The following is a 24,222-nucleotide window of genomic DNA, read 5'->3' as shown; positions in this document are numbered from 1 at the left end:
CCTGCATGAGAAAAGGGCCGGGAGAGTGATCGCTCTCCCAGCCCTTTTTCCATGTATCGGCTAGCCTAATCGTCTTCGGCCAGCGACTGGTGTACTATCCGGACACGCAGGGCTTCATCTTCAGTCAGATAGCGCGCCGCGGCTTCCTGTAGCATTTGCGGAGTCACATTCCGCAATCGTGTCTCGAGCGTACGATAGCGATCGAGTCGGTCCACTTTGAGCTGGGCTTCCGAGAGCAATCCGAGCCAGTATGGATTCTGGGTCTTCTGCTGCGCGAGATTTTCCAACATTGGGCGGCGGGCGCGATCCAGAAGATCGGCATCGACCGGGTTTTCGCGCAAGTTCTTCGCAATGGAGTCGATGGTTGCGAAGACCGTCTCGGCATCGCCGGGAGCGACGACCACCGAAGTCGAAAAGGTGCCAAAACCTTCATAGGTATCCGACATCGAAGACGAGGCGCCGGGAGCATAAGACGCGCCCAAATTCTCGCGGATTTCCTCCAGCAGTTCCAGTCGCATCACCGTTGCGAGAAGCCGCATCGTCGCTTCTTCCTGCGCATCGCCATCATCCGTCGTGGGCCAGTAGACCTGGGCCAGCGCCTGATCTTCTGCACCGGCATGAGTTAGCGTGACCGGTTCTCGCCTAGCCGTGAAACTGGCTTGCCTTGCGTCCTCGAACGGTTCCAGCGCCTCTGCTCGCGCGGGCAGCGCGCCAAATGTACGCCCGACCGCATCGACGATCGCGGCCTCGTCGATTTCGCCGACGACGGCGATTTCGATCGGGGCGGAGCCGAACTGGGCGGAGGACAGCGCCCGCGCCTGTTCGAGAGTGACCGCCTCCAGCCCATCCTGAGAGGGAATACCGAAGCGGGGATTATCGTCCGTCAGGACCTGGGGCAGTTCGAATTGTGAAACCGCCTGCGGGGTCGCATCTGCGCTGGCGAGGAATGGCGGCAGGAGCGCCTGCCACCGGCTCAGTGCTTCTTCGCGGAAACCCGGATCCGTCAGGTATGCTGCGGTAAGCTGAAGCTGCAGTTCGAGATCGATCATCGTCGTGCTGCCAGAAGTAGAGAATTTGTCTCCGCCCACATTCAATCCGCTTGCTACATCGCGACCTGCCATGATGCGACGGATCTCGTCATAGCTGTGCTTTACGAGCCCACCCTGCGCAAGCGAGGTGGAAAGGAACAGGCCGGTGCTGATTGAATCATCGGGAAGCGAAAGAAGGCCCGATCCGATGCGGATCGAATAACGTAATTTGCCTTCCTCGAAATCGGTCGACTTGAGGTTCAGGCGCACCCCATTGGCGAAGCGGACCTGACGAAAATTCAGGTCCTCAACCACGGTATCGGACACAACTTCGCCAGGTGCGCCGAAATCGGTGTAACCAAACGTTGCCACTTCGTCGCTCGAGGGTGCCTCTACCGGCACAGCCTGGGATGTCGCCAGCACATCGAGTATCGCTTGCTGCCCACCCTCGACAGGCGCTTTCGAACTGACGTGGACCAGGGCCGGGGAAAGCGCATAGTCTTCGCGGAATACTTCGGCGACGGATTCCGGCGCGATCGTGTCGGCGATTTGCTGGAATATCTCCCAATTGGTCTGGGGCGTAACAAAGATCCGTCCGGTCTTGGCGGTGCCGAGAATGCCGGTCGCGAGACCCGCGCTTTGACGGGTATTCTGTTGCTGTGCGGAATCCCGGAAGCTGCGGGTGAAATTGGCGATCTGTTCGGCAAGTTCCGCTTGGGTAAAACCGTGTTCTATCGCGCGGCGCCATTCCTGCTCGCCGATTGACAGGGCCTCTCGCCATTCGCCCTCCTTGGCCTGCAGGGTCAGGGATGCCTGGTCGTACAATTCGAAGAAGTCACTTCCCGAAATTCCGCCGGAGATGATCGGGGCATCTGGCGAATTCGCGATCTGTTCGAGCCGACGATTGAGCATGGCGCGGCCGAGCTGCGAAAGGAGTGAGCGGCGAAAGTCGGTCGTAGTGCTCTGGGGTTTGCGATAAGGTGCAAAGCGGTCGATGACCACGAGATAGGGAACGTCCGGATCGACGAAATTGGCGGCGGCTGGTCCTCTTTCGAGGTCGATCGTGCCGCCCTCGACGCGTTCGATCGCGGCATCGGGCAAGGTCCAGTCGGCGAACCGCTCCCGCACTTCGGCTTCCACTGCCGCGACGTCGATGTCGCCCACGATCACCAGCGCCGCATTATCAGGCCGATAATAGCGCGCATAAAGTTCGCGGAGACGCTGTGCAGGGGCCGCATCGATATTCTCGATCGTCCCGTCGGCGCGAAAACGTCCGGCAAAGCGCGTATCGGGCGCGATGAACTTGAGATAATCCCTGATGCGGCGGATCTGGAAATTGTTGCGCGTGCGCGTTTCGGATTGAATAACGCCGCGCTCTCGATCGACCGCATCTGCGGCAATGCTGAGTTCGCTTGCCGTTTCGCGCATCAGCATGAGCGCAGTTCCCAGCAAGTCGGCATCATTGCGCGGCAGGTCGAGCTTGTAGATCGTTTCCTCGAAACCGGTCGAGGCATTGGTGTCCGCCCCGAAAGCGAGGCCTTCTCGTTCGAGCAGCTTGATCATCTCCCCTTCGGGGACGTTGGTCGAACCGTTGAAAGCCATATGCTCGATGAAATGCGCGAGGCCGAGTTCGTCGTCCTGTTCATCGACCCAGCCAACGTCGAATCCGAATCGAACGGCAACCGCACCGTCTGGGGTCTGGTTGCGCATGATCGCGTAGCGCATGCCGTTATCAAGGATGCCGTACCGAACTGACGCATCGTGTGCGATATCGTAGATCGGCAGGCCCCAAGCGGTTTCGCTGCGCTGTTGAGCCTCGGTCTGCACTGGCCCTGCATCCTGCGCGGCTAGTGGTGTGACGAGTGCGATGAGGGGGAGCGCGGCAACCGCGCGCGTCACATTCAGTAATTTCATCTGGCGTCCCTTCATTCAGCCGCAAACGCGACCGTCCCGGATAAGAGGGTACAGATTGGGCTGCTGAGGGCAAGAATAGGTGCCCCGCGATCTGCAAAGGTCACTCGTCTTCCGATGAATTGCAGGTTCTCTTTTGGCATCAGCAAGGTAGAGCCGGTGGCGATGGCTGCAATCGACCTTGTCTACAACCCGGTTTCGGGGAGCTTCTCGCAGAAGCATCTGGCTGCGCTCGCTGGCGCCTTGGAGAGCGAAGGCTTCGAAGTTGCTTCACTGCCGACAACTGCAGAAGGCGCCCGACTTACTGGGCGTGCGGATCTCATCTGCGTGCTCGGCGGCGATGGAACGTTGCGGGATGTCGTGCGGTCCCTCGGCGAAAATGCGGAAGGCACGCCGATATGCGTCGCTCCTTCGGGAACGATCAATCTCGTCGCGAGAGAGTTGAATTATCCCCGCAAGCCGGGCGAATTCGCGAAGAAGATCGCCGAGGGCTGGGCGCGCGGTGAAGAAGCATGGGTGCACGCCCCGCTCTACCGGCTGGGTGAACTTCCGATCGTGTCATGCCTTTCCATCGGCCCGGACAGCCACGCGGTCGCCCGCGTTTCGGGAGAGCTGAAAAAGCGTATCGGCCGGTATGCGTATGTCATCGCCATGATGCAGCAAATGCGCGAATGGCCGCGCGCGCCGATGATCGTGCGCGGGACGACGACCGAAGGGGAGGCATTTGAGGACGAAGCCGAGGCGGTCATCGTATCGAACGCGGCGCTTTATGCAGGGCCTTTCCGAATGAGCCCGGAGGCGGCGTTGCATGCAGATTCTGTCGAAGTGATCACGCTGCGGGAGGGTTCTCGGTTCGGCATCATCGCGTTGAGCCTGGCCGCCATGCTCGGCCTTCCGGTCGAACGCTTCGCAAAGGCGAAAGTGCGCAGTTGCCGCCGGGTCGAGTTCGACCGCTGCGTTACCCCCGTGCAGGTCGACGGCGACCACATGCCCGACTGCGCCTACGCCATCGCACCTAGTGGATTGGCGCTCCGGTACGTGATCTGAGGATAAGGCTGGCTAATCGACGGAGTGCAAGTCTTCGGGAAGACAGTGAGAATCCGTCCCAATCCAATCGAATTCGTAAACTGCGGGAACCGGAGCTTGCTTTCCCCATGGGTTCATTATCTTATCCGGATCGTAAGTGATCCGGGCCATCGAATTATCGAACCTGCCTAATCGTTTGTTGTCACGTTCTGCATGGGCGGGAGTAATTTCCGCTATCTCGACGCGGGAACCCCTAACCATGCGGATGGTCAGGTCGTCCCGCTCTTCCATCATCCGATAATAGACGCGCCCATACATCATCGTGTCAAACGTCGAGTTGTAGCCCCAATTCTCGAGGCTAGTCCCTTCGGGCAACCGAACTGTCGTTACGTGGCAGCTGTAATTCGGCTCCGTGTAGTAAGGCGCAGTTTGGTCCTGGTCTTTCGGACGGCCCAGGCGCGGCGGAGGATTGAAGCCTCCTCCAGGCAAGGTCAGATCGTACGCACCGCCCCCTTCGTTGTCCCAATCAAGCGGGCCGGTCCCGGTAATTGTGAGGATACTGGCTCCAGTTGAACGATCGAAGCGATAGGTTACGCTTTCGATCTCGTCCCATTCTCCACCGGCTTGATTCCGGAAAACCTCTTCGATTTGGTCCGGCGTCAGCGTGGAAAGCCGCGAATATTCGATGATCCCTTCGAAGCCTCGTTTAACGGAGGTAATTACTTGGCGAGCCGGAGCATCGAACCCGGCGCGGGCATCGAGTTCGTAAAGAACCATTTCCTGCGGAAGCTCGAAAGGCTTGCGAGGGATTTCCTGTAGATCGGCCCCCTCTGCTGTCAGTGGAAGTGCCCAGCGATAAGGTAAGAACGGCTTTGCATCCATTTCTGCGACGACCGGGAGAGTGCCATCAAGCCAATGTGTTTCACCGTCGATTTGAGCTTGCACGAGAACGTGGTCAAAGGCCGCCGGGGAGGGCAATCTTTCATTAAGCCCATCGTCGCTGAGTTGATTCTGGACCAGCACCGCTCGCGCTTCAATGTCGAGCTCTTTCAACAGCGCCAGAAGCAATGCCGTCTTTCCCTTGCAGTCGCCATAACGGCGTTGCCAGGTGGTATCCGCGTCAGTGGGCTCGAAATTGCCTCCATTCAAGCCGACGTAGATGTACCGGACCTGCTGTTGGACGAGATCGAGGGCAGCCTGTGCCCGCTCTCGCTGCCCTTCATATTGATCCGAGATTCGCCTGGCCTCATCGATTATTGGCGACGCTGATGACAACCTCGAAGCTTGGTCGAACAGGTCAGCGAAGCGCCTTGAGACATTAGGCCAGGCGTTGAAGTCGCTGTATTGCAGGATGCGATGCCAAGCATAACGAGGGGGCGCGCCTTTCGGCATTATCTCATTGGGGATATTATCCGAGAGGAAGGAGACACCGTTCTCCGTCTTCGTTGTAAATGGCTTTAGCCCCTCCGGTATGGATACTGCGGGTTCCTGTCCTTCTTCCCAGGATAGTTCCAATGCGATCCGTCCTTGAGGCGCGCTGTCTCCGAGAAACAGTATTCCGAAGCTCTCGTCTCCCAGCACGACGTCATGAGTCGGCATCGAATAGGCAAGCTCAAGTTCGTCGCCCACCCGCAGATCGGGTACGCGTAACACGGCAGTAAGATGTCCGTCGAGCATGGCTTGCTCGAGTTGATCTTCACGCCGAAGTATTTCGAAATCGGTAGTTTCGAGCACATCGATACGCTCGTTTCCTCGATGGACAAGCAGCCGGTGAACGGTTGGATTACCGGCTGCCGGATTCCATTCGATGGCGATGTTGCCCGCCTGAAGTGCTTGCGGATTGAGCAAGGCGAAATGTTGTGACTGGAAAGTCTCTTGACCATCGGCAACAAGATGAACGGCACTTTGCTGCTTGCGGATAAATAGCAACCCGGTTGCATCGTCCGGCACAGGGAGTGGGTTTATCTCGGTCACCCAGTCGGGCACTGGCCCATGCTCGATGTCCTGCGCTTGCGCCGAAATCGGGGCGGACAGCAAAAGACCGGCCATCAATATCCGCATTCTGAACAAAGTCATTCAACCCTCCCTGTCGCGCATAACATGACGCGGCGGGACGGATTGGCAACCACCAAGCCGTGGAATTATCTAATTTATTTTTTCGGTGGTTTGATCGAGGTGCGCAGACGTGTGCGGTGGGCGCTCATGTCCAGGACTTCGCCCGGGCCGCTGTCTTCATTCTGAAGGATGCCGAGGCGGCGGGCCACTTCCTGATAGGCCTCGCTCTCGCCGCCGAGGTCCCGGCGGAAGCGATCCTTGTCCAGTTTTTCACCGGTGTTGATGTCCCACAGACGGCAGCCGTCGGGGCTGATTTCGTCGGCAAGGATTGTACGGCTGTAGTCGCCATCCCAGATGCGGCCGAATTCGAGCTTGAAATCCACCAGGCGGATATCGATCGCGGCAAACATGCCCGAAAGGAAATCGTTGATGCGGATAGCCATGCTGGCCATGTCCTGCATCTCTTCGTGACTGCACCAGTTGAAGCAGGCGATTTCTTCTTCCGACACCTTGGGGTCACCCAGCGCATCGTCCTTCAGGCAGTATTCGATGAGCGTGTGCGGAAGCACTTCACCTTCCTCGATACCGAGCCGCTTGGAAAGCGAACCAGCGGCGACATTGCGCACTACGACCTCGAGCGGGATGATTTCGACCTGCCGTACCAGCTGCTCGCGCATGTTCAGGCGGCGAATGAAATGCGTCGGGATCCCGATGTGTGACAGCCGCGTGAAGACATATTCGCTGATGCGATTGTTGATCACCCCCTTGCCATTGATCGTGCCCTTTTTTTCGGCATTGAAGGCGGTAGCGTCATCCTTGAAATACTGGATGATCGTGCCGGGCTCGGGACCCTCGTACAGGATCTTGGCCTTGCCTTCATAAATCTGGCGGCGACGTGCCATCGGATGCTTCCTTCGCGCAAAAAACTTGCGCCCCGGCAGTGGAATCGAAGCGATCCGCACGAGGCCGGGGCGTTCGGTCGGCGCTTACCGGATGGCGGTGACGAAAGCAATCATGCGGGCGGCGGAATGGGGGCGGCTTGGGCAGTGTCCTCCTCCACTGCAGGAGCGTGTTCCTTCTTCAGCTTCTCGATCAGGCGTCCGAGTGTGGCACGCTGAACGAGCACGCTGAACAAGACGGCAGCGAAGGTAGCAGCGAGGATCAGGTCGCGCGTTTCCCCGGGTGGGAGCGAGAGAGCGAGCGCGATCGAAATGCCGCCGCGCAAGCCGCCCCACCACAATACACGCCCTGCGCCCTTGTCTTGGAGCCGTGCAGCCGGAATCGTCTTGGTCGAGACGAAGATGCCCACCGCGCGCGCTATGAGGGTGAGGGGAATGGCGAGCAGGCCGAACATCAGTTCGTTCACGCCAGGAATCAAAACGATCATCTCCAGTCCGATGAGCAGGAACAGCACCGAATTGAGCAGTTCGTCGAGCAATTCCCAGAACTTCAGCAGATAGTCTCGCGTCACATCGCTCATCGCATAGGTCACGCCGTGATTGCCGATCAGCAGTCCGGCGACCGCCATGGCTAGCGGGCCTGATAGGTGGAGCTGGCTGCAGAGAGCGTAGCCGCCCATGACCACTGCCAGCGTGATCAGGACTTCGAGTGTATATTCGTCCATCCCGGCGAGGGCGCGGTAGCCGACGAAACCGGCGATCAGCCCAACGATAATTCCCCCCCCTGCTTCGATCGCGAAGAGTTGTGCGCCCTCGGCAAGGGAGAAGTCGGTCCCGCTGACGGCTGCACCCAGCAGAATTATGAAGACCACGATGCCCACGCCGTCATTGAACAGGCTTTCCCCGGCAACTGCACTCTGTAGTGATTGCGGTACGGCCTCTTCCTTGAGCACGCCGAGTACTGAAACCGGATCGGTCGGAGCAATCAGCGCACCGAAGACGAAATACCAGATCGGCGCGATGGAAAGACCAAGCAGCGTCCCGACGCCCCACATCGCGAGGCCGACCAGCACGGTCGAAATCATCACGCCGACTGTGGAGAGCAACAGCACCGGAAGCCACGCGACCTTGAGCCGGGCGAGATCCACATGCAGCGCGCCTGCGAACAGCAGGAAACTGAGCATGCCCTGTAGTAACGTATCGGTGAAATTCATTTGCTTCAGCGTGTCGGACACCCAGTCGTCGAGCGTGACGCCCGGAATGAACGCGTTGGCAACCATAAGGCCGCTGGCCGCAAGCGCACCCATCACGGTCAGTCCAATAACGTGAGGAAGCCTGATGAAGTGGTGGTTGAACCAGCCGAGCAAGGCAGAAGCCACCACCAGCAATGCGGCGATATCGAAGGCGGAGAGCGCAGTCGCGGTTTCTTCGTGCATGGCGGCAGCGATAGCGCGGCCTGAGGGTCAGGAAAACCCTGCGCAGTGAAGGAGGTGACTACGGAGGCTATAAAGTGGTGCCCGGGGACGGATTCGAACCGCCGACACTGCGATTTTCAGTCGCATGCTCTACCAACTGAGCTACCCGGGCTTACCTTCGCTGCGGCCTCTCGTGGGGCTCTCCAGCGGCTGGAGTGCGCGCCTATGGCGAAGCGGGCGCGGATTGGCAAGGGGCTATTTCAGTCGTCCTGCGGCGTGACCACTTCGGTGGCGATCTCTTCCGGCAAGGCGGCTCGACCGGGCACGGCATAACTGTCACCGAACCATTTCGCGAGGTCACGGTCCCGGCATCGATCCGAGCAGAACGGGGCATGGTTTTCGGAGCGCGGCTTCTTGCAGATGGGGCAGGATTTATTCATGCCCCATGATCTGGGCAGAAGCGGCCTCGATGGCAAGGCCGGGATCGGTCTCTATCCGCAGCGGGCGACCCGTTCTGCGTTCGAGTTCTTCAATCCATTCAGACTTGAGTTTGGCCTTGAGTGCGGGATGGACTGTAAGAAGCGTGATACCTGCACCCTCGACCAATTCCGCCCGGCGCAATGCCATGCGTACCCCCATTCCGGTCCGCGACGTGGCGAAGCGGTGGAGGAGGGAGGGTCCTTCCAGCCGCGAGACGAGTTGAACGAAGCCGAACCCGTTCATCGCAGTACGCTCATGCGGCCAATTCGACAGCGCCTCTTCGAGAGCGGCGTCCACTGCCTTGCGGACTGTCTTGGCTTCCAGCGTGGGGAAATCGATCCCGATCGAACCGCCGAGATCGAACTGAACCAGCGCAAGTGCGAGTGGCTCGACCGCTGCCAGCGCCAGCGCGCGGGGATCGAGGTCTCCGTCGATATCTACCAATGTCATCGCAGGGGTAACGGCAAACAGCAGCGATCCGCCGTTGAATGCCACCTCCCCCGAATTCGCGGCGAGCCAGATGTCCTCCCATGTCCCGGCGGGAAAGCGGTGCACGGCTGTTCCGCCACTGAAGCCGTCCTCTGTCTTCGTAACGGAGCCCGCGGGCCTGGCGGAAGGCAGTTTGTAGCGTCCCTGCTCGGTTATGGCGGCACGGGTCACGACGAGGTCGAGCGTGCTTCCCTCGCTTGCGTCTCGGGGCAATTTGTCGACCAGAATCTCGCGGCCCTCGGGAGAGATCGCCGTTCCCCGGACACCGCGCTTGCTTGCCAGCTTTGCGGCGATAGTCTGGCCGGAATATACTTCGCCGTGCCAGCGGCATTTTGCAGCCAGTACGGTATCGCCATCGAGCAAAATGGCACGCGTTTCGCCGATCCCTTCTTCGATCAGCCACTCAGGCAATGTCGAACCCTGCCGTTTTCAATAAGGCGCGTGTCTCGTAGAGCGGGAGGCCGACGACCCCCGAATGGCTGCCTTGAATGCGAGTGATCAGGCCCTCGGCAATGCCCTGGATAGCGTATCCGCCAGCTTTTCCGTGCCATTCGCCGCTGGCGATGTAAGCTTCGATCTCTTGTCCGGAAAGACGTTTGAATAGAACCACCGTCTCGCTCAAGCGCTCGCGTACCGTGCCGTCCGGCGCATGCAAGGCAATGGCGGACATGACGCGGTGGCGGCGTCCCGACAGCAATTCGAGGCATTGCCGGGCTGTCGTCTCGTCCTCGGCCTTGGGCAGGATGCGGCGGCCGGCCGCCACTACGGTGTCGCCTGCCAGCACGAAACCATCGTCGCTTGCGGCAGCTTCAGCCTTCTCGCGCGCCATGCGCCGGGCATAGTCGCGCGGGAGTTCGCCTTTTGTGGGCGTTTCGTCGATGTCGGCAGGATTGATCGCATCCGGCGCCAAGCCCAGCCGCGCGATCAGATCGCGGCGGCGCGGGCTGGCGGAGGCGAGGATGAGCTTGGGCGAACCCACGCGCGGTTACTGTGGGCCGGGGCCCTGGCCGGGGCCGCCGCGTCCGGGCATGAAGCGGTAGGTGATGCGCGCCTTGGTCAGGTCGTAAGGCGTCAGTTCACACAGCACCTCGTCACCCACCAGAACGCGGATGCGGTTTTTGCGCATCTTGCCAGCAGTGTGGCCAAGCACTTCATGGCCGTTCTCGAGCTCGACGCGGAACATGGCGTTGGGCAACAGTTCCACAACGCGCCCGCGCATTTCGAGAAGTTCTTCCTTGGCCATTCGTGTCCTTAAGTCATGTTGTTGGTCGAGTAATGTCGCGCGCCCATAGCGGTAGGCGGGATAAAAGGGAAGAGTTTGGCATTCAGGCTTCTGCAAGGCTGCCGCGACAATTCGATACGCGGCAAACTCTTGTCCTTGTTCGTCCTTTCGCCGAAGTCATCAAGCGAGGGCGCCTGACGATCCAAAATCGAAAGACCCGAGTTTGATGCATAGATACGGCAAATCCACGCTTCTGGCGCTTACTGCCATATGGGTATGGCAAATTCCATCCGCAATGGCGCAGGATGAAGACGGCCAAGAACAGCCAGCAGACAATTCGGCCGACGCAGAGGCGGCCGTTCCGCCCGGAGACGAAGGCGACATTGTCGTTTATGGAACGCGTCTCAAGGGCCAGCTCATCATCGATCAGCCACCGCTTGCGGAGTATGACGAAGCCGATATCGCCGCTTTCGGCGCGGGATCGATCGCCGATCTTATTGACGCCATCGAGCCTGCGACCAGCAGCGGTGCCCGAGGCGGACGCGGCGGGGGCAGGCCCGTCTTCCTGATCAACGGTATTCGCGTATCGAGCTCGCGCGAATTTCGCAGCTACCCTCCCGAGGCCGTCGCCAAGGTGGAGGTGTTTGCGGAAGAGGTGGCGCAGCGCTTCGGCTATTCGCCGGACCAGCGCGTGGTCAATATCGTCCTCAAGCCCAATTTCCAGAGCCTGACCGTTGAAGTGGAATATGAACAACCGGGTTCTGGCGGCTATTCGGCCAGCGAACAGGAAGCGACCTGGCTGAGGATCGGGGAGAAGGGCCGGCTAAACTTCAATGTCGAAGCCCAGGATCGCAGCTTGCTGACCGAGGCGGAGCGTGGGCTGGTGCTGACCGATATCCCCGGCGAGGCCCAGTTCCGCAGTCTCGTATCGGATACGATGAGCCTGCAGGCCGAAGGCAATTATACCCGCGCATTCATGGACAGCGGCAGCTCGATTAGCCTGAACGGGACGATTGGGCACGATGAAAGCCGTAGCCTGTCCGGCCTGGCGATCGACGGGGCGACGCCTCTCGAACGGCGCGGTGAAACCGATAGCTATTCGGCTGGCCTCACCTTCAACAAACCGCTCGGTGCCTGGGACGCAACGTTTACGAACGACAGCAATCACACCCGCTCGCTGACAGAGATCGACCGCAACGACGCAAGCGGCTTCGACACGGCACGCAGCCGGACTTACACGACCTCGAACAAGCTGACGTTGAACGGCTTCCCGCTCCAGCTTCCGGCCGGCGAACTGAGTACCACGCTCGATCTGGGTCTCGACTGGACGAGGCTCGAAAGCGAAGATTCCCGCGCCGACAGCGATATTTCACTGACGCGCAGAGGCCTAAACGGCGGTCTCACGGTGACAGCACCGATTGCCCGGCGCGGCGATCCCCTGGGCGTTATCGGCGATATCTCGCTGACGGCGACGGGCGGGTTCGAGAATTTGTCGGACTTCGGCACGCTCGCCAACTGGAGCCTTGGCGCCAACTGGTCGCCTTTCGAAAACCTCAATCTGAGCGCCACCCGGATCTATCGCGAAGTGGCCCCTTCGCTCGCGAATCTCGGTAATCCGCGGATCGACGAATTCAATTCAACCGTCTTCGACTATCGCAGCGGAGAAACGGTGTTGGCCACGGTCGTAACGGGCGGAAACCCCGACCTGGTTGCGGAGACGCAGAACGACTGGAAATTCAGCGCCAATTGGGAATTGCCCTTCTGGGAGAATTCGCGCCTGAGCGCCGATTACGGAATCAACCGGTCGCGTGATGTCACGTCATCGCCTTCCTTCAGCTCCGCCTTTGAGCAAGCCTTTCCTGACCGTGTAACTCGCGATTCCGACGGTGAGCTTCTGGCTATCGATCGGCGCCCGCTCACCCTGTATGAAACCCGCAGCCGCATCCTTTCCTTCGGCTTCAACACCCGCGGCCAAATCGGCAAGGCACCCGAACGGACCGAGCGCAGGGGACCGCCAAGCGCAGGCGGGCAAGCTGCAGCGCAAGCGCCGCCGGGCGAGCAGGGCGGCGGTTTCGATCCCGCACGCATGCAGGCAGTGCGGGAAGTCTTCTGCAATACACCGGAAGGCGAGACGCCCGATTTGTCGCAGATCCCGGAAGCTTTCCGTGCGCGCCTGCTTGACGAAAACGGCAATCCGGACCCTGCAAAGATCGCGGCTGCGCGTGAGCGGTTCTGCGGAGAAGAAGCGCAAGAACGAAGCGAGCGCTTCGCCGCCATGCGTACGGCAATCTGTGCCGATCCGCCCAATCTGGACGCACTGCCGGAGGAAATGCTCGCACGTCTGAGAAACGAGGACGGCGAGATCGACCCTGAGCGCCTGAAGACCCTGCGCGAGCGTATGTGCAGCGCCGATGCCGCTGCTGCCGGCGAATCCGGCCAGCAGGGCCGCCGCGGCGGTGGCGGACGCATGGCTCGGATGATGGGAGGCGGCGGAAACGAAGACACCCGCCCGCGCTACTTCCTGGGCTTCAACCACAACATCGTTCTGGAAAACGAGGTGCTGTTGTCTGAGAACGGACCGCTGTTCGATCAGATCGATGGCTTCGTGCTCGGCGGCGGGGCAGTTCCGCGCCATAGCTCGAGGTTGCAGGGCGGCATCTTCTGGCAGGGTTATGGTTTCCGGCTTTCGGGCCAATATGTCGGCGGGGCCGTCCTTCGCGGAGGAGAACTACCCGGATCGAGCGATCTGTTCTTCGGCGATCTGGCGACGGTAGATATTCGCCTGTTCGCAGATCTGGGCGAAGCGTTCGACAAGGAAGATGGTTTTCTCAAGGGCCTGCGCGTCTCGGCAATGATGGACAATGTGTTCGACGCCCGCAGGAGGGTTACCGACGAGAACGGAGTTGTTCCTGATGCCTACGAACCGTTCAGGATCGATCCCACCGGTCGTTATTTCGGTATCGAGGTCAGGAAGGCGTTCTAGACGCTGCCCGCGATGGCATCGCCCGCAGCAACACCGCTCGCCCAGGCCCACTGGAAGTTGTACCCGCCGAGCCAGCCCGTCACGTCGACTGCCTCTCCGATTGCATAGAGGCCGGGGGCCTTTCTGGCTTCCATCGTCTTCGACGACAGCTCGGCGGTCGAAATGCCGCCGACTGTTACTTCGGCCTTGGCGAAGCCTTCGCTGCCGGTCGGCCGGAACGACCAGCTCTTGAGGCGATCTTCTGCCGTACGCAGGGTCTGGTCGCTCGCATTGCCGAGTTCCGTTTCCAGCCCCAGCTTTTCGGCGAGTATATCGGCGAGACGGTCTGGCAGTGCCTCGCGCAGGACCGAGCGCAGGGTGGCGCGAGGCGTTTCGCGTTTCCGGTCGAGCAGCCAGTTGCCGGTGTGGTCCGGCAAGAAGTCTATTGCGACGTCTTCGCCTGGCTTCCAGTAGGAGGAGGCCTGCAGTATTGAAGGGCCGGACAGCCCGCGATGCGTGAACAACGCGGCTTCGGAAAAGCTCGCCTTGCCCACGCTCGCCACGACCGGCGCGGAAACCCCTGAGATTTCGCGGAACAGCACCTCCTCTCCCCCCAGTGTCAGCGGAACCAGCGCGGGACGTGGTTCGACGACTTTGAGACCGAACTGCCGCGCGAGATCGTAAGCGAAGCCGGTTGCGCCCATCTTGGGAATGGAAGGGCCGCCAGTGGCGATCACCAGATTGGGTGCGGAATAGCTTCCGGCGTGCGTAACGACCGTAAAGCCATCTTCTTGCGAAACCTCTGCCACCTGCTCGCTGCAAAAGATATCGACACCGCCCTTGGCACATTCCACCACAAGCATTTCGACGACTTGCTTCGACGATCCATCGCAGAACAATTGGCCAAGTGTCTTCTCGTGCCAGGCGATACCGTAGCTTTCCACCAGTGCGAGGAAATCGCGGGACGTGTAACGGGCCAACGCCGATTTGGCGAAGTGCGGATTGGACGAAAGATAGTTCGCAGGGCCTGCGCCGATATTGGTAAAATTGCACCGCCCGCCGCCAGAGATCAGGATTTTCTTGCCCGGCTTTTCCGACTTTTCGAGCACCAGCACCCGCCGACCCTGTTGGCCTGCTCGTGCCGCGCACATCAGCCCGGCGGCTCCCGCTCCGAGCACTATCGCGTCGTAACGATCCGCCATGTCAGGCGACCGGAAGTTCGGTTTGTGCCGCGTTTCTCCCGGCTATAAGATAGAACACGGCGCCCAAACCGATCATGCCCGCCAGTACGAGGATGGCCTTTGTATCGACCTGCGCCGCAACGAACAGGCTGACGGCGATCGCCAGCACGCTGCATAGCGCATGGAAAGGCTGCACCTTTCCTTCCCGATGCTCGAGCACAGGAAGGGCAGCGGCGCAGATGCAGTAGGTCACCAGCCGGATCAGAGTCCCCGCGATCGCCAGTACGGCGAATCCTTCCCACACGCCGAAAGCGATGGAGGCCGCGCCGGTAAAGAGGATCGCATTGCCCGGAGTGCCGAAACGCTTGGAAATGCCTGCAAACCACAGGGGCAACATCCCCCGCTGCGCCATGCCGTAGAGGATGCGCGGTTGCGTGGTCGAACCGTTGAAATTGTTCGCGGCGATACTGACTGCGGCGGCGATGACGATGGCTGTCGCACCGATCTGCCCCATTGTTTCCAGAGCTGCACCGGCCAGCGCATTGTCTTCGTTTACGACTGCCGGAGCAATCGCGAGATAGCCCCAGATCACGGCCATGTAGAGCAGCGTCACTGCCGCCACCATGGAGATGATGGCGAGCGGGATGTCGCGCCGCGGTCGGCGCATTTCGCCGGCGGGTTCGACCACCGCCTCGAAACCCATGAAGGCATAGAATGTGAGGAGCACCACCGTCTCGACGGCCGAGAATTCCGGGACAGCGAAACCGATGTCCGGATCGGCGGCGAAGAGCGCGGAAACGACGAGTGCGATGAGCGGTACGACCTTTATAACGGTCATCACTCCAAGCGCGCCGACGGCGCGGCTCATGCCGACGAGATTGACGAGTGTGACGATGGCGAGGATCGTGGCAATCGCGCCAGCTTCCGCGATCGGATTGGCGAGAGCGGGCCACACCGCAGCGAGATAGGCGACCATCACGCTGGTGTTGGCAGCCGCGGTCACGATCGCACTGGCATAGCGGGCCCAGCCTGCCTGAAAGCCGACGAAGCGCCCGAACGCGGCTTCACCGTAAAGCACTGGCCCGCCGCTATTCTCGAACCTGCGGGCAAGCCAAGCGTAGCACAGCGCGAGTGGCAGGAAGCCGATCCCGCCCGCCAGCATCAACCAGGGGGCGAAACTTCCCACACTGGCTGCCAGTACGGCAGGAAGGGCGAAGATGCCCGCTCCGATCATGCCGTTTATCGGGAACAGCGCCGTTCCCCAGAAACCGACGGTACGTGGCGGAGCGTCGTAGCTTTCGTTCATCCCGGCGGGGATGGCGGCAAACACGGCTTTGCACAAGCGCCTCGCGCGCACTATCTCCACCGCCATGTCGCGCAGCAAGGCCGGTTCTCCCAACGATCCGAGAGGAAAGGAGCGTTTCCACGAGGAACGCGCCACCAAAACCGTGGCCAGCGCGCAGCCGGATCTCGAAACCGGGATCAAGGCCATCCGCGACACGGTGAAGACATTGAAGCCGCGCCCCGGCGTCTATCGCATGCTCGATACGCGGGGCGACGTGCTTTATGTCGGCAAGGCGCGCAGTCTCAAGGCGCGGGTGGCGAATTACACGCAAGTGAAGAACCTTTCTATCCGGCTCCAGCGGATGATCAGCCAGACCCGGGCGATGGAAATAGTCGTCACCAATTCGGAAGCCGAGGCGCTCCTCCTCGAAGCGCAGCTGATCAAGCGGTACCGCCCGCCCTTCAACGTGCTGCTGCGCGACGACAAGAGCTTCCCTTTCATCCTGCTACGCGCCGACCATGCCTTTCCGCGCATCCAGAAACACCGCGGCGCGCGGCGGGCGAAGGGCAATTACTACGGCCCTTTCGCCAGCGCGGGCTCTGTCAACAAGACGCTCAACGCGCTGCAGAAACTGTTCCTTCTGAGGTCTTGCACCGACAGTTTCTTCAACAATCGCGACCGGCCTTGCCTGCTCTATCAGATCAAGCGCTGTTCGGCCCCCTGCGTCGGCCGGATCGACGAAGCGGGTTACGAAAGCCTTGTGCAGGAAGCCAAGGACTTCCTTTCGGGGAAGTCGGGTGCGGTGCAGTCCAATATCGAAAAACAGATGGCCAAGGCGGCCGAGAACCTCGATTTCGAAACCGCGGCGATCCTGCGTGACCGGTTGCGCGCGGCGACCTTCATCCAAGGCAGCCAGGCAATCAACGCCAGCGGCGTCGGCGATGCCGACGTTTTCGCGCTGGCTGCCAAGGGTGGTCAGATCGGCGTACAGGCCTTCTTCATTCGCGGCGGACAGAATTGGGGACACAAGGCCTTCTTCCCGAAGAATACAGCCGATCTGGCCGAGGAAGAAGTGCTGTCCGACGTTTTGCTGCAATTCTACGAAGAGGTTCCGCCGCCCAAGACGATTTTGACAGACCGGGAACTGGCCGAGCAGGAACTGATCGCGGAAGCGCTGGCGGAGAAGGCTGGCCATGCGGTCGTGATCTCGATCCCCCAGCGCGGCGACCGGCGCAAGCTGATGCAGCAGGCACAGCGCAATGCCACCGAAGCACTCGAGCGGCGGCTGGCGGAAAGCGGGACGAAAGCGCAGCGGCTGCGCGAGCTGGCAGAATTCCTCGAACTGGAGGAGGTGCCCCAGCGCATCGAGATTTACGATAACAGCCATATCCAAGGCGACAAGGCGCTGGGCGCGATGGTGGTCGCCAGTCCTGAAGGCTTCGAAAAAGGTCAGTACCGCAAGTTCAACTTCAGAACCGCGCAGACAAACGACGATTTCGCAATGATGCGTGAGGTCATGGGCCGCCGTTTCCGCAAGCTTGCGGAGACCGACCGCTCAGATGAGAGCGCGCCAAATGGGAAGGGTCACGAAGCGATCTGGCCCGACCTGCTGCTGATCGATGGCGGCAAGGGGCAGGTTTCGAGCGTGATGGGCGTGCTGGAGGATCTGGGAATCGCGGACGAGGTGCCCGTGGTCGGCATCGCCAAGGGCCCGCACCACGGGCGCGAAGGGCGCGAAGTGTTCCACTTCCCCGACGGCCGCGAAAAGACGCTGCCGGTCAATTCGCAGCTCCTGTTCTATCTCCAGACCCTGCGCGACGAAGTTCACCGCTACGCCATCGGTGCCCACCGAGCGAAACGCAGCCGTGCGATCACGGCCTCGCCGCTCGACGAAATTCCCGGCATCGGGCCGTCACGAAAGCGGGCGCTGCTGCTACATTTTGGCACGGCGGGAAAAGTCCGCGCCGCATCGCTGCAGGACCTCCAGCGCGCACCGGGAATTAGTGCAGGCGTCGCCCAGCAGATCTACGATTTCTATCACGCGGGCGGTTGAGTTTGGGGTCTCGGCCAGATTGCGCTCGATCAATGACGCGCGACGGCCTGAGGTGTAAACTACCATCAGAAGGCTCGAGGATCAGTCTGCGAGCCGAAACTGCGTGGAGTTCCGCCATGAAATCGCTCCTCTTCAATGCCCACCAAGATCCGGGCCACTCACGCCGATTGGATGTCGTTCTGGACCTCGCAAGAGCTTTCGACAGCCATCTGACACTCTTGACGGCCATGCCTTACGAGGTAGCGGCGAGTAACGACCCCTACGGTGCTGCCTTTGCTGCCATGGTGCCGGTGTGGCGAGAAGAAGTGCGCAAGTTTCGCGAGGAAACCGAAAGGGACCTTGCGAACGAGGACGTTCCCTGGGACTGGGTGGACAAGGCTGGCCCAGTCGCGCTGGCCCTTTTGAAGCGGTCGTCGCTGGCCGATCTCGTGGTCGTTGGCGAACGCGAGCCTCGTGCGGGGGGCGAGGCACCCTCCTTCACGGCGGGCGAACTCGCGCTGACCGCAGACTGTCCCGTTCTCGTTCTCCCCGATGAATGCACGCGGATGGACCTGGAAAAGCCTGCGTTGGTAGCGTGGGACGGATCGGCCGAAGCCTCCCACGCGCTGCGCGCCGCCCTTCCGTTTCTGAAACGGGCCAGCACAGTATATCTGGCTACGGTGCAGACGAAGAAGGGGGGCAGCAAGGACAAGTTCGACCTGCCGCCGATACGCGGTGCGGACTATCTATCTCATCATCGCATATCGAGCGAAATGGTCGAGCTCGAGCAATCCGAGAACGGCACGGCCCAGGCGATCCGGAATGCAGCCGATGTCCGGGGCGTCGGACTGATCGTGATGGGAGCCTATGGCCGCACGCGTCTGTCCGAATGGGTATTCGGTGGAGTCACGCGGGCCATGCTTTCCGATGTGCGGGTGCCCCTTCTGCTAAAGCACTAGGACCGTGGCGGACCGCCCGGTTTACGCTTTCCGGCGAACGGCTTGCCACCTGGCTTGCCCTTGAAACCGCCGGGTTTGCCTTTCTTGAAGGGAGGCTTGTCGCCCCCTGACTTCTTGCCGCCGGAGCCATCGCTCGGTCCCTTGCGCGGGCCCTTTCCGAAGGGCTTCGGGCGCACGCGGGGGCCGTCGCCGCCATCGCCACCGCCGAAATCGCGACGGTTCTGGCGGGCTTCGACGCGTGGGCCATCGGGAGATTCCTCGATGACGATAGCGTCCTGCTCGTCATCGGTATCGGCCGTGCGGGCAATGGCATCGGCGAATTTCGTGGCGGCGGTTTTCGGCACCTGGAACCAGCTTTCGTGCTGGCCGATGCGGATCGCGCCGATTTCGTTACGGGTGATGTGACCGCGGCGGCATAGCAGCGGCAGGATCCAGCGTGGTTCGGCATTCTGGCGGCGGCCGATGCCGATCTTGAACCAGACCACATCCTCGAAACCGGGACGATGGCGTTCGGCCTTGGCTTTGTCGCGCGCTTCGGGCGTATTCGCGAGCAGCTCTTCGGGGTGCGGCATCTTGGCGCGGTGTGCATGGACCAGGGCAGCGGCGATGTCCTCTGCCGAAAGCTTGGCCAGCAATTCCTTGCCCAGATCGCGGTCCGCCTCGTCAAATTCGGTTGGCGCAGTGAGCTTTTCCATCAGCCGCGCACGGTCTTTCTTGGCGATGGCTTCGGGGGTTGGCGCATCCATCCACTCGGCGGCGATCTTCGCGCCCCGCAGCATGCTCTCGACCCGCTTGCGGCGGTTGTAGGGCACGACGATGGCCGCAGTGCCCTTCTTGCCCGCACGTCCGGTACGGCCAGAACGGTGCTGCAGCGTTTCCGCATCGCGCGGGATTTCGACATGGATGACGAGGCTCAGCGTCGGCAGGTCGATCCCTCGTGCAGCCACGTCGGTTGCAACGCAGACGCGGGCGCGGCGGTCGCGCAGCGCCTGCAGGGCCTGGTTGCGCTCCGACTGGGAGTGCTCGCCCGAAAGGGCAACTACGCCGAAGCCGCGGTTCTGCAGAGTCGCGTGGAGGCGGCGGACGCTGTCGCGTGTGGCGCAGAAACAGATGGCAGTCTCGGCCTCATGAAAGCGCAGGAGGTTGACCACCGCGTTCTCGATTTCCGAAGGGCTGACCGTGATCGCCTGATAGGAAATGTCACCATGTCCGCGGGTCTCGCCCGCCAGAGACAGGCGCAGCGCGTTGGACTGGTACCGCTCTGCCAGTCGGACGATGGCCGGGGGCATGGTGGCGGAGAACAGCAGCGTGCGACGCTTGTCGGGAGTGGCGTCGAGGATTTCCTCGAGATCTTCGCGAAAGCCCATGTCGAGCATCTCGTCGGCTTCGTCGAGCACGACACCGGCCAGACCGGAAAGGTCGAGCGCGCCGCGTTCGAGATGATCGCGCAGGCGGCCCGGCGTACCCACCACGATGGCGGGGCCCGTGCGCAGGGCACGGCGTTCCTTGCTTGCATCCATTCCGCCGACGCAGGTGGCAATGCGCAGACCGGCCTTGGCATAAAGCCAGCCGAGTTCCCGGCTGACCTGCAGCGCGAGTTCGCGCGTGGGCGCGATCACCAGGAGCAGCGGCTGTTCGACCAGCGCCAGATTGGCGGTTTCGGCTAGCAGGGTATCGGCCATGGCAAGGCCGAAGGCGACCGTCTTGCCCGAGCCCGTCTGGGCGGACACTATCAGGTCGCGTCCGCGCGCTTCGTCTTCGACGACGGCGGACTGGACAGGGGTGAGGGCGGTATAGCCGCGCTCGGAAAGGGCTTCGCCGATCATCGGCGGGAGGGTTTCGAAACTCATGATGCTCACAAACGAAAGAGGCGCCGCATCGTTGCGCGGCGCCGAGGGTAGAAGGGGGAAGCGGAAGCCGCACTCGGCGCGGCTATCGGGTCGCTCGCCGGTACTATCGGCAACCACGCGACCTGCGGTTGAGCGGCCCCCTACAGTGTTTATGCGCGTTTGGCTTGCGTTATTTTCATCACCCGGAGATCAGCCACGCCGCGCCTTCCGCACGACGCCTTCCTGCGCCACGTTCGCCACCAGTTCTCCATCGCGGTTGAAGATCCGTCCGCGGTTGAAGCCGCGGCCCCCGCCAGACCACGGGCTGTCCGTGGCGTAGAGCAACCATTCGTCGGCCCGAAACGACTCGAGTGCCGGACGATGGAACCAGATGGCGTGATCGAGGCTGGCCCCCTTGAGTTCGCCGCGTGCCCAGCTCAGTCCGTGGGGCAGGGCAGAGGTGCCCAGCAGGGTGTAATCGCTGGCATAGGCGATCACGGCGCGGTGCAGTGCCGGATCGTCTGGCAATGCGGCGGCAGCGCGGAACCAGCTGTGGGCGCGGGGCGGCTTCTTGTCCGCATTCATCCAGTGAAGCTCGCCGCTGGTCCGCATCTCTATGGGGCGCGGACGGGTCATCAGTTCGCGCTGGGCATCGGAAACTTCGCCCATCTCGGCGAGGAATTTCTTCCGCATCTCCGTGTCGGAGGGCAGGTCTTCGGGGGCGGGCACGTCGGGCATGGGGCAATCGTCATGTTCCAGCCCTCGCTCCGGAAGCTGGAAGCTGGCGGTAAGGTTGAGGATTGCCGAACCGTCCTGTCGCGCCACCACCCGGCGGTTGGCGAAGCTGCGCCCGTCGAAATCGGCGGCGACCGCATAGTCGATGTCCACGCCTTCGCGCCCGCCGCGCAGGAAGTAGGCGTGGAGCGAATGCGCCTCCATGCCCTCAGGTGCTGTGGCCTGGGCGGACTGGAGCGCCTGTGCAATCACCTGGCCGCCGAATACGCGGCCGATGCCGCCGGGTTGCTGGCCGCCGGTAAAGGCTTTGTCGCCCGCGGGTGTCACGGTCAGCAGGCGGACGAGGCCGGCAACGAGTTGTTCTGGGGTCTTGCTGTCACTCACGCCGCGGCATGTGCGTTCCGTTTACGTGAGGGTCAAGAAAAAGACGGCGACACCGGAGTGCCGCCGCCCATTCTAGCATCGTGATCGAAGCGATCAGCCAGCCGCGAGAGCCGCCAGCAGCAGCAGCGCGACGATGTTGGTGATCTTGATCATCGGGTTGACGGCGGGACCTGCGGTATCCTTGTAGGGATCGCCCACGGTATCGCCGGTCACCGCGGCCTTGTGGGCTTCGCTGCCCTTGCCGCCGTGATTGCCGTCCTCGATGTACTTCTTCGCATTATCCCATGCGCCGCCGCCTGCGGTCATGGAAAGCGCGACGAAGATACCGCCGACGATGACGCCGAGCAGCAATGCGCCAAGCGCGGCAAAGCCGTTCTCCTGTCCCGCGATGAAGGTGATCAGGAAGTAGACCACGATCGGAGCGAGCACCGGCAGCATTGAAGGAATGATCATTTCCTTGATCGCGGCCTTGGTCACCAGGTCGACCGTGCGCGCATAGTCCGGCTTGCTGGTGCCGGCCATGATGCCCGCATCGGCAGCGAACTGTTCACGCACATCCTTGACCACGTCGCCCGCAGCGCGGCCCACGGCGGTCATGCCCATCGAACCGAACAGGTAAGGGAGCAGTGCGCCGAGGAGCAGACCCACGATGACGTAGGGGTTCTCGAGGCTGAAATCGACGTCCGCGTTCGGGAAGAACTCGGCAAGGTCAGTGGTATAGGCAGCGAACAGCACCAGCGCAGCGAGGCCGGCCGATCCGATCGCATATCCCTTGGTCACCGCCTTGGTGGTGTTGCCCACCGCGTCGAGCAGGTCGGTCTTTTCGCGGACACTGTCGTCCAGACCGGCCATTTCGGCGATACCGCCTGCATTGTCCGTCACCGGACCATAGGCGTCGAGCGCAACGACCATGCCGGCCAGCGCCAGCATCGCTGTCGCCGCATAGGCAATGCCCATCAGGCCGGCGAGTTCGAAGGTCCCGATGATGCCCGCTACGATCAGCAGTGTGGGCAGGGCGGTGGATTCGAGGCTGATGGCAAGGCCCTGAATCACATTCGTGCCGTGGCCCGTTTCCGAAGCCTTGGCGATGGAGCGCACCGGACGGAAATTCGTGCCGGTGTAATACTCCGTGATCCAGATGATCAGGCCGGTGATGGCCAGACCGATCAGCGAGCACCAGAACAGGTCCCAACCGGTGAAGCTCGTCACCTGTTCAGTGGTGCCTTCCTCGGCCAGTGGAGCGCCTACGTCGATGCCGGAAATGGCCGCACCGATTTCGGTCCCCATACCGCCGAGCGATACATTGATCGCCAGCCAGATGAGCGGGATCGACAGAAGGGCAGTCACGATGAAACCTTTGTACATCGCGCCCATCACATTCGTGCCGCCCTTGCTCAGCTTCACGAAATAGGTCCCGATGATGCTGGTCACGATGCACGCACCGCCGATCAGCAGGGGCAGCGCCATCATCGGCAGCAGCAGGTCGCCCAGCCGTTCGCCCAGCAGCAAGGCGGTGAGTACCATGGTCGCACCCACGGTGACGACATAGGTTTCGAACAGGTCGGCAGCCATACCGGCGCAGTCGCCGACATTGTCGCCCACATTGTCCGCGATCACCGCGGGGTTGCGCGGGTCGTCTTCGGGAATACCTGCCTCGACCTTGCCGACAAGGTCGGCGCCGACATCGGCAGCCTTGGTGAAGATACCGCCGCCCAGACGTGCGAAGATCGAGATAAGCGAGGCACCGAAGGCGAGGCCGACCAGACCGTCGATCACTTCACGGCTATTGGGCGCATGACCGCCCGGACCGACAAGATACCAGAAGAACACGGCAATCGCGAGCAGGGCGAGACCTGCAACAAGCATGCCGGTGATGGCACCTGCGCGGAAGGCGAGGGTGAGACCCTGCTGCAACCCGCTCTGCGCGGCGGCGGCTGTCCGCACATTGGAACGTACCGAGATATTCATCCCGATGAAGCCCGCGACGCCCGACAGGACCGCCCCTATAACGAAACCGACAGTCGGAATGATTCCGAGGAAAACGAAGACCAGCGCGGCGACGACGACGCCGACGAAGCTGATGGTAGTGTACTGCCGCTTCAGATAGGCCTGCGCGCCTTCCTGGATGGCGGCGGCGATTTCCTGCATTTTCTCATTGCCTGCGCCCGCACTGAGCACCTGGCGGCTGGTGACGAAACCGTACACGACGGCCAACAGTCCCAACCCTATGGATAGGATTACAAGGTTCACGAAAAACTCCCCTCCCGATTATATGTTCGATGCGACCCGGCATGGGAGACGCCGACGCAAGATGGCGGGAAGGTATAAGG

At 61.6% G+C, this 24,222-nt stretch carries 17 protein-coding genes and 1 tRNA gene; 4 read left to right on the top strand and 14 right to left on the bottom strand.

The genetic code is table 11. The features are described from left to right. Nucleotides 1-65 precede the first annotated feature (65 nt). Nucleotides 66-2,942, bottom strand: a complete 2,877-nt coding sequence (locus tag GRI69_RS05865) for a M16 family metallopeptidase (RefSeq protein ID WP_160727328.1) — start codon at nucleotides 2,940-2,942, stop codon at nucleotides 66-68. A 162-nt stretch (nucleotides 2,943-3,104) separates the two neighbouring features. On the opposite strand from GRI69_RS05865, the gene GRI69_RS05860 reads away from it, so the two are divergent. Further along, nucleotides 3,105-3,986: a diacylglycerol/lipid kinase family protein gene (locus tag GRI69_RS05860; protein WP_160727327.1), complete on the top strand. Its 882-nt coding sequence runs from the start codon at nucleotides 3,105-3,107 to the stop codon at nucleotides 3,984-3,986. A 12-nt stretch (nucleotides 3,987-3,998) separates the two neighbouring features. Here GRI69_RS05860 and GRI69_RS05855 read toward each other — a convergent pair whose 3' ends face one another. From GRI69_RS05855 to infA, 8 genes are all read right to left on the bottom strand, one after another. Further along, nucleotides 3,999-6,041, bottom strand: a complete 2,043-nt coding sequence (locus GRI69_RS05855; RefSeq protein ID WP_160727326.1) for a DUF3857 domain-containing protein — start codon at nucleotides 6,039-6,041, stop codon at nucleotides 3,999-4,001. A gap of 74 nt (nucleotides 6,042-6,115) precedes the next feature. Beyond that, on the bottom strand, nucleotides 6,116-6,922 hold the full coding sequence (purC, locus tag GRI69_RS05850) for a phosphoribosylaminoimidazolesuccinocarboxamide synthase (protein WP_160727325.1): 807 nt from the start codon (nucleotides 6,920-6,922) through the stop codon (nucleotides 6,116-6,118). Nucleotides 6,923-7,032: 110 nt separating this feature from the next. Then, complete coding sequence (locus GRI69_RS05845; RefSeq protein ID WP_160727324.1) at nucleotides 7,033-8,355, bottom strand: cation:proton antiporter; 1,323 nt, start codon at nucleotides 8,353-8,355, stop codon at nucleotides 7,033-7,035. Nucleotides 8,356-8,430: 75 nt separating this feature from the next. Continuing rightward, nucleotides 8,431-8,506 (bottom strand) — tRNA-Phe (locus GRI69_RS05840). An 88-nt stretch (nucleotides 8,507-8,594) separates the two neighbouring features. Continuing rightward, entirely contained in the window at nucleotides 8,595-8,774 is a 180-nt protein-coding gene (locus GRI69_RS05835) for a DNA gyrase inhibitor YacG (RefSeq protein ID WP_160727323.1), read from the bottom strand. Then, nucleotides 8,767-9,714 (bottom strand): Rne/Rng family ribonuclease, encoded by a 948-nt coding sequence (locus GRI69_RS05830; RefSeq protein WP_160727322.1) that lies wholly within the window; start codon nucleotides 9,712-9,714, stop codon nucleotides 8,767-8,769. The genes GRI69_RS05835 and GRI69_RS05830 overlap by 8 nt, the downstream gene beginning before the upstream one ends. Next, nucleotides 9,707-10,282, bottom strand: coding sequence for a Maf family nucleotide pyrophosphatase (locus tag GRI69_RS05825; RefSeq protein ID WP_160727321.1), 576 nt, complete (start codon nucleotides 10,280-10,282; stop codon nucleotides 9,707-9,709). Before GRI69_RS05825 ends, GRI69_RS05830 begins: the two co-directional genes overlap by 8 nt. Before the next feature lie 6 nt (nucleotides 10,283-10,288). Further along, nucleotides 10,289-10,546, bottom strand: a complete 258-nt coding sequence (gene infA / locus GRI69_RS05820) for a translation initiation factor IF-1 (RefSeq protein ID WP_006833527.1) — start codon at nucleotides 10,544-10,546, stop codon at nucleotides 10,289-10,291. Nucleotides 10,547-10,751: 205 nt separating this feature from the next. Here infA and GRI69_RS05815 point away from each other — a divergent pair, with 205 nt between their 5' ends. Further along, nucleotides 10,752-13,508: a TonB-dependent receptor plug domain-containing protein gene (locus GRI69_RS05815; protein ID WP_237452963.1), complete on the top strand. Its 2,757-nt coding sequence runs from the start codon at nucleotides 10,752-10,754 to the stop codon at nucleotides 13,506-13,508. On the opposite strand, the gene GRI69_RS05810 is transcribed toward GRI69_RS05815, so the two are convergent. Both GRI69_RS05810 and GRI69_RS05805 read right to left on the bottom strand, forming a co-directional pair. Beyond that, nucleotides 13,505-14,689, bottom strand: a complete 1,185-nt coding sequence (locus tag GRI69_RS05810) for a BaiN/RdsA family NAD(P)/FAD-dependent oxidoreductase (protein ID WP_160727319.1) — start codon at nucleotides 14,687-14,689, stop codon at nucleotides 13,505-13,507. The genes GRI69_RS05815 and GRI69_RS05810 overlap by 4 nt on opposite strands. A 1-nt stretch (nucleotide 14,690) precedes the next feature. After that, nucleotides 14,691-15,998: an APC family permease gene (locus GRI69_RS05805; protein ID WP_337191031.1), complete on the bottom strand. Its 1,308-nt coding sequence runs from the start codon at nucleotides 15,996-15,998 to the stop codon at nucleotides 14,691-14,693. Nucleotides 15,999-16,038: 40 nt separating this feature from the next. Between GRI69_RS05805 and uvrC the strand changes: the two genes are divergently transcribed. Beyond that, a complete protein-coding gene (uvrC, locus tag GRI69_RS05800) occupies nucleotides 16,039-18,006 on the top strand; it encodes an excinuclease ABC subunit UvrC (RefSeq protein WP_160727317.1) in 1,968 nt (655 codons plus the stop codon). 116 nt (nucleotides 18,007-18,122) lie between these two features. Further along, nucleotides 18,123-18,944, top strand: coding sequence for a universal stress protein (locus GRI69_RS05795; RefSeq protein WP_160727316.1), 822 nt, complete (start codon nucleotides 18,123-18,125; stop codon nucleotides 18,942-18,944). On the opposite strand, the gene GRI69_RS05790 is transcribed toward GRI69_RS05795, so the two are convergent. The 3 genes from GRI69_RS05790 to GRI69_RS05780 all read right to left on the bottom strand — a co-directional run bounded on the left by GRI69_RS05790 (nucleotide 18,941) and on the right by GRI69_RS05780 (nucleotide 24,142). Beyond that, nucleotides 18,941-20,794, bottom strand: coding sequence for a DEAD/DEAH box helicase (locus GRI69_RS05790; protein ID WP_160727315.1), 1,854 nt, complete (start codon nucleotides 20,792-20,794; stop codon nucleotides 18,941-18,943). The two genes, GRI69_RS05795 and GRI69_RS05790, sit on opposite strands and share 4 nt — an antisense overlap. 189 nt (nucleotides 20,795-20,983) lie before the next feature. Then, nucleotides 20,984-21,892, bottom strand: a complete 909-nt coding sequence (locus GRI69_RS05785; RefSeq protein WP_160727314.1) for an acyl-CoA thioesterase domain-containing protein — start codon at nucleotides 21,890-21,892, stop codon at nucleotides 20,984-20,986. 93 nt (nucleotides 21,893-21,985) lie between these two features. Further along, complete coding sequence (locus tag GRI69_RS05780) at nucleotides 21,986-24,142, bottom strand: sodium-translocating pyrophosphatase (protein ID WP_160727313.1); 2,157 nt, start codon at nucleotides 24,140-24,142, stop codon at nucleotides 21,986-21,988. Nucleotides 24,143-24,222: the final 80 nt, after the last annotated feature.

Source organism: Qipengyuania vulgaris (assembly GCF_009827325.1).
GTDB lineage: Bacteria > Pseudomonadota > Alphaproteobacteria > Sphingomonadales > Sphingomonadaceae > Qipengyuania > Qipengyuania vulgaris.
This window is presented reverse-complemented; position numbering and strand designations above follow the sequence as displayed.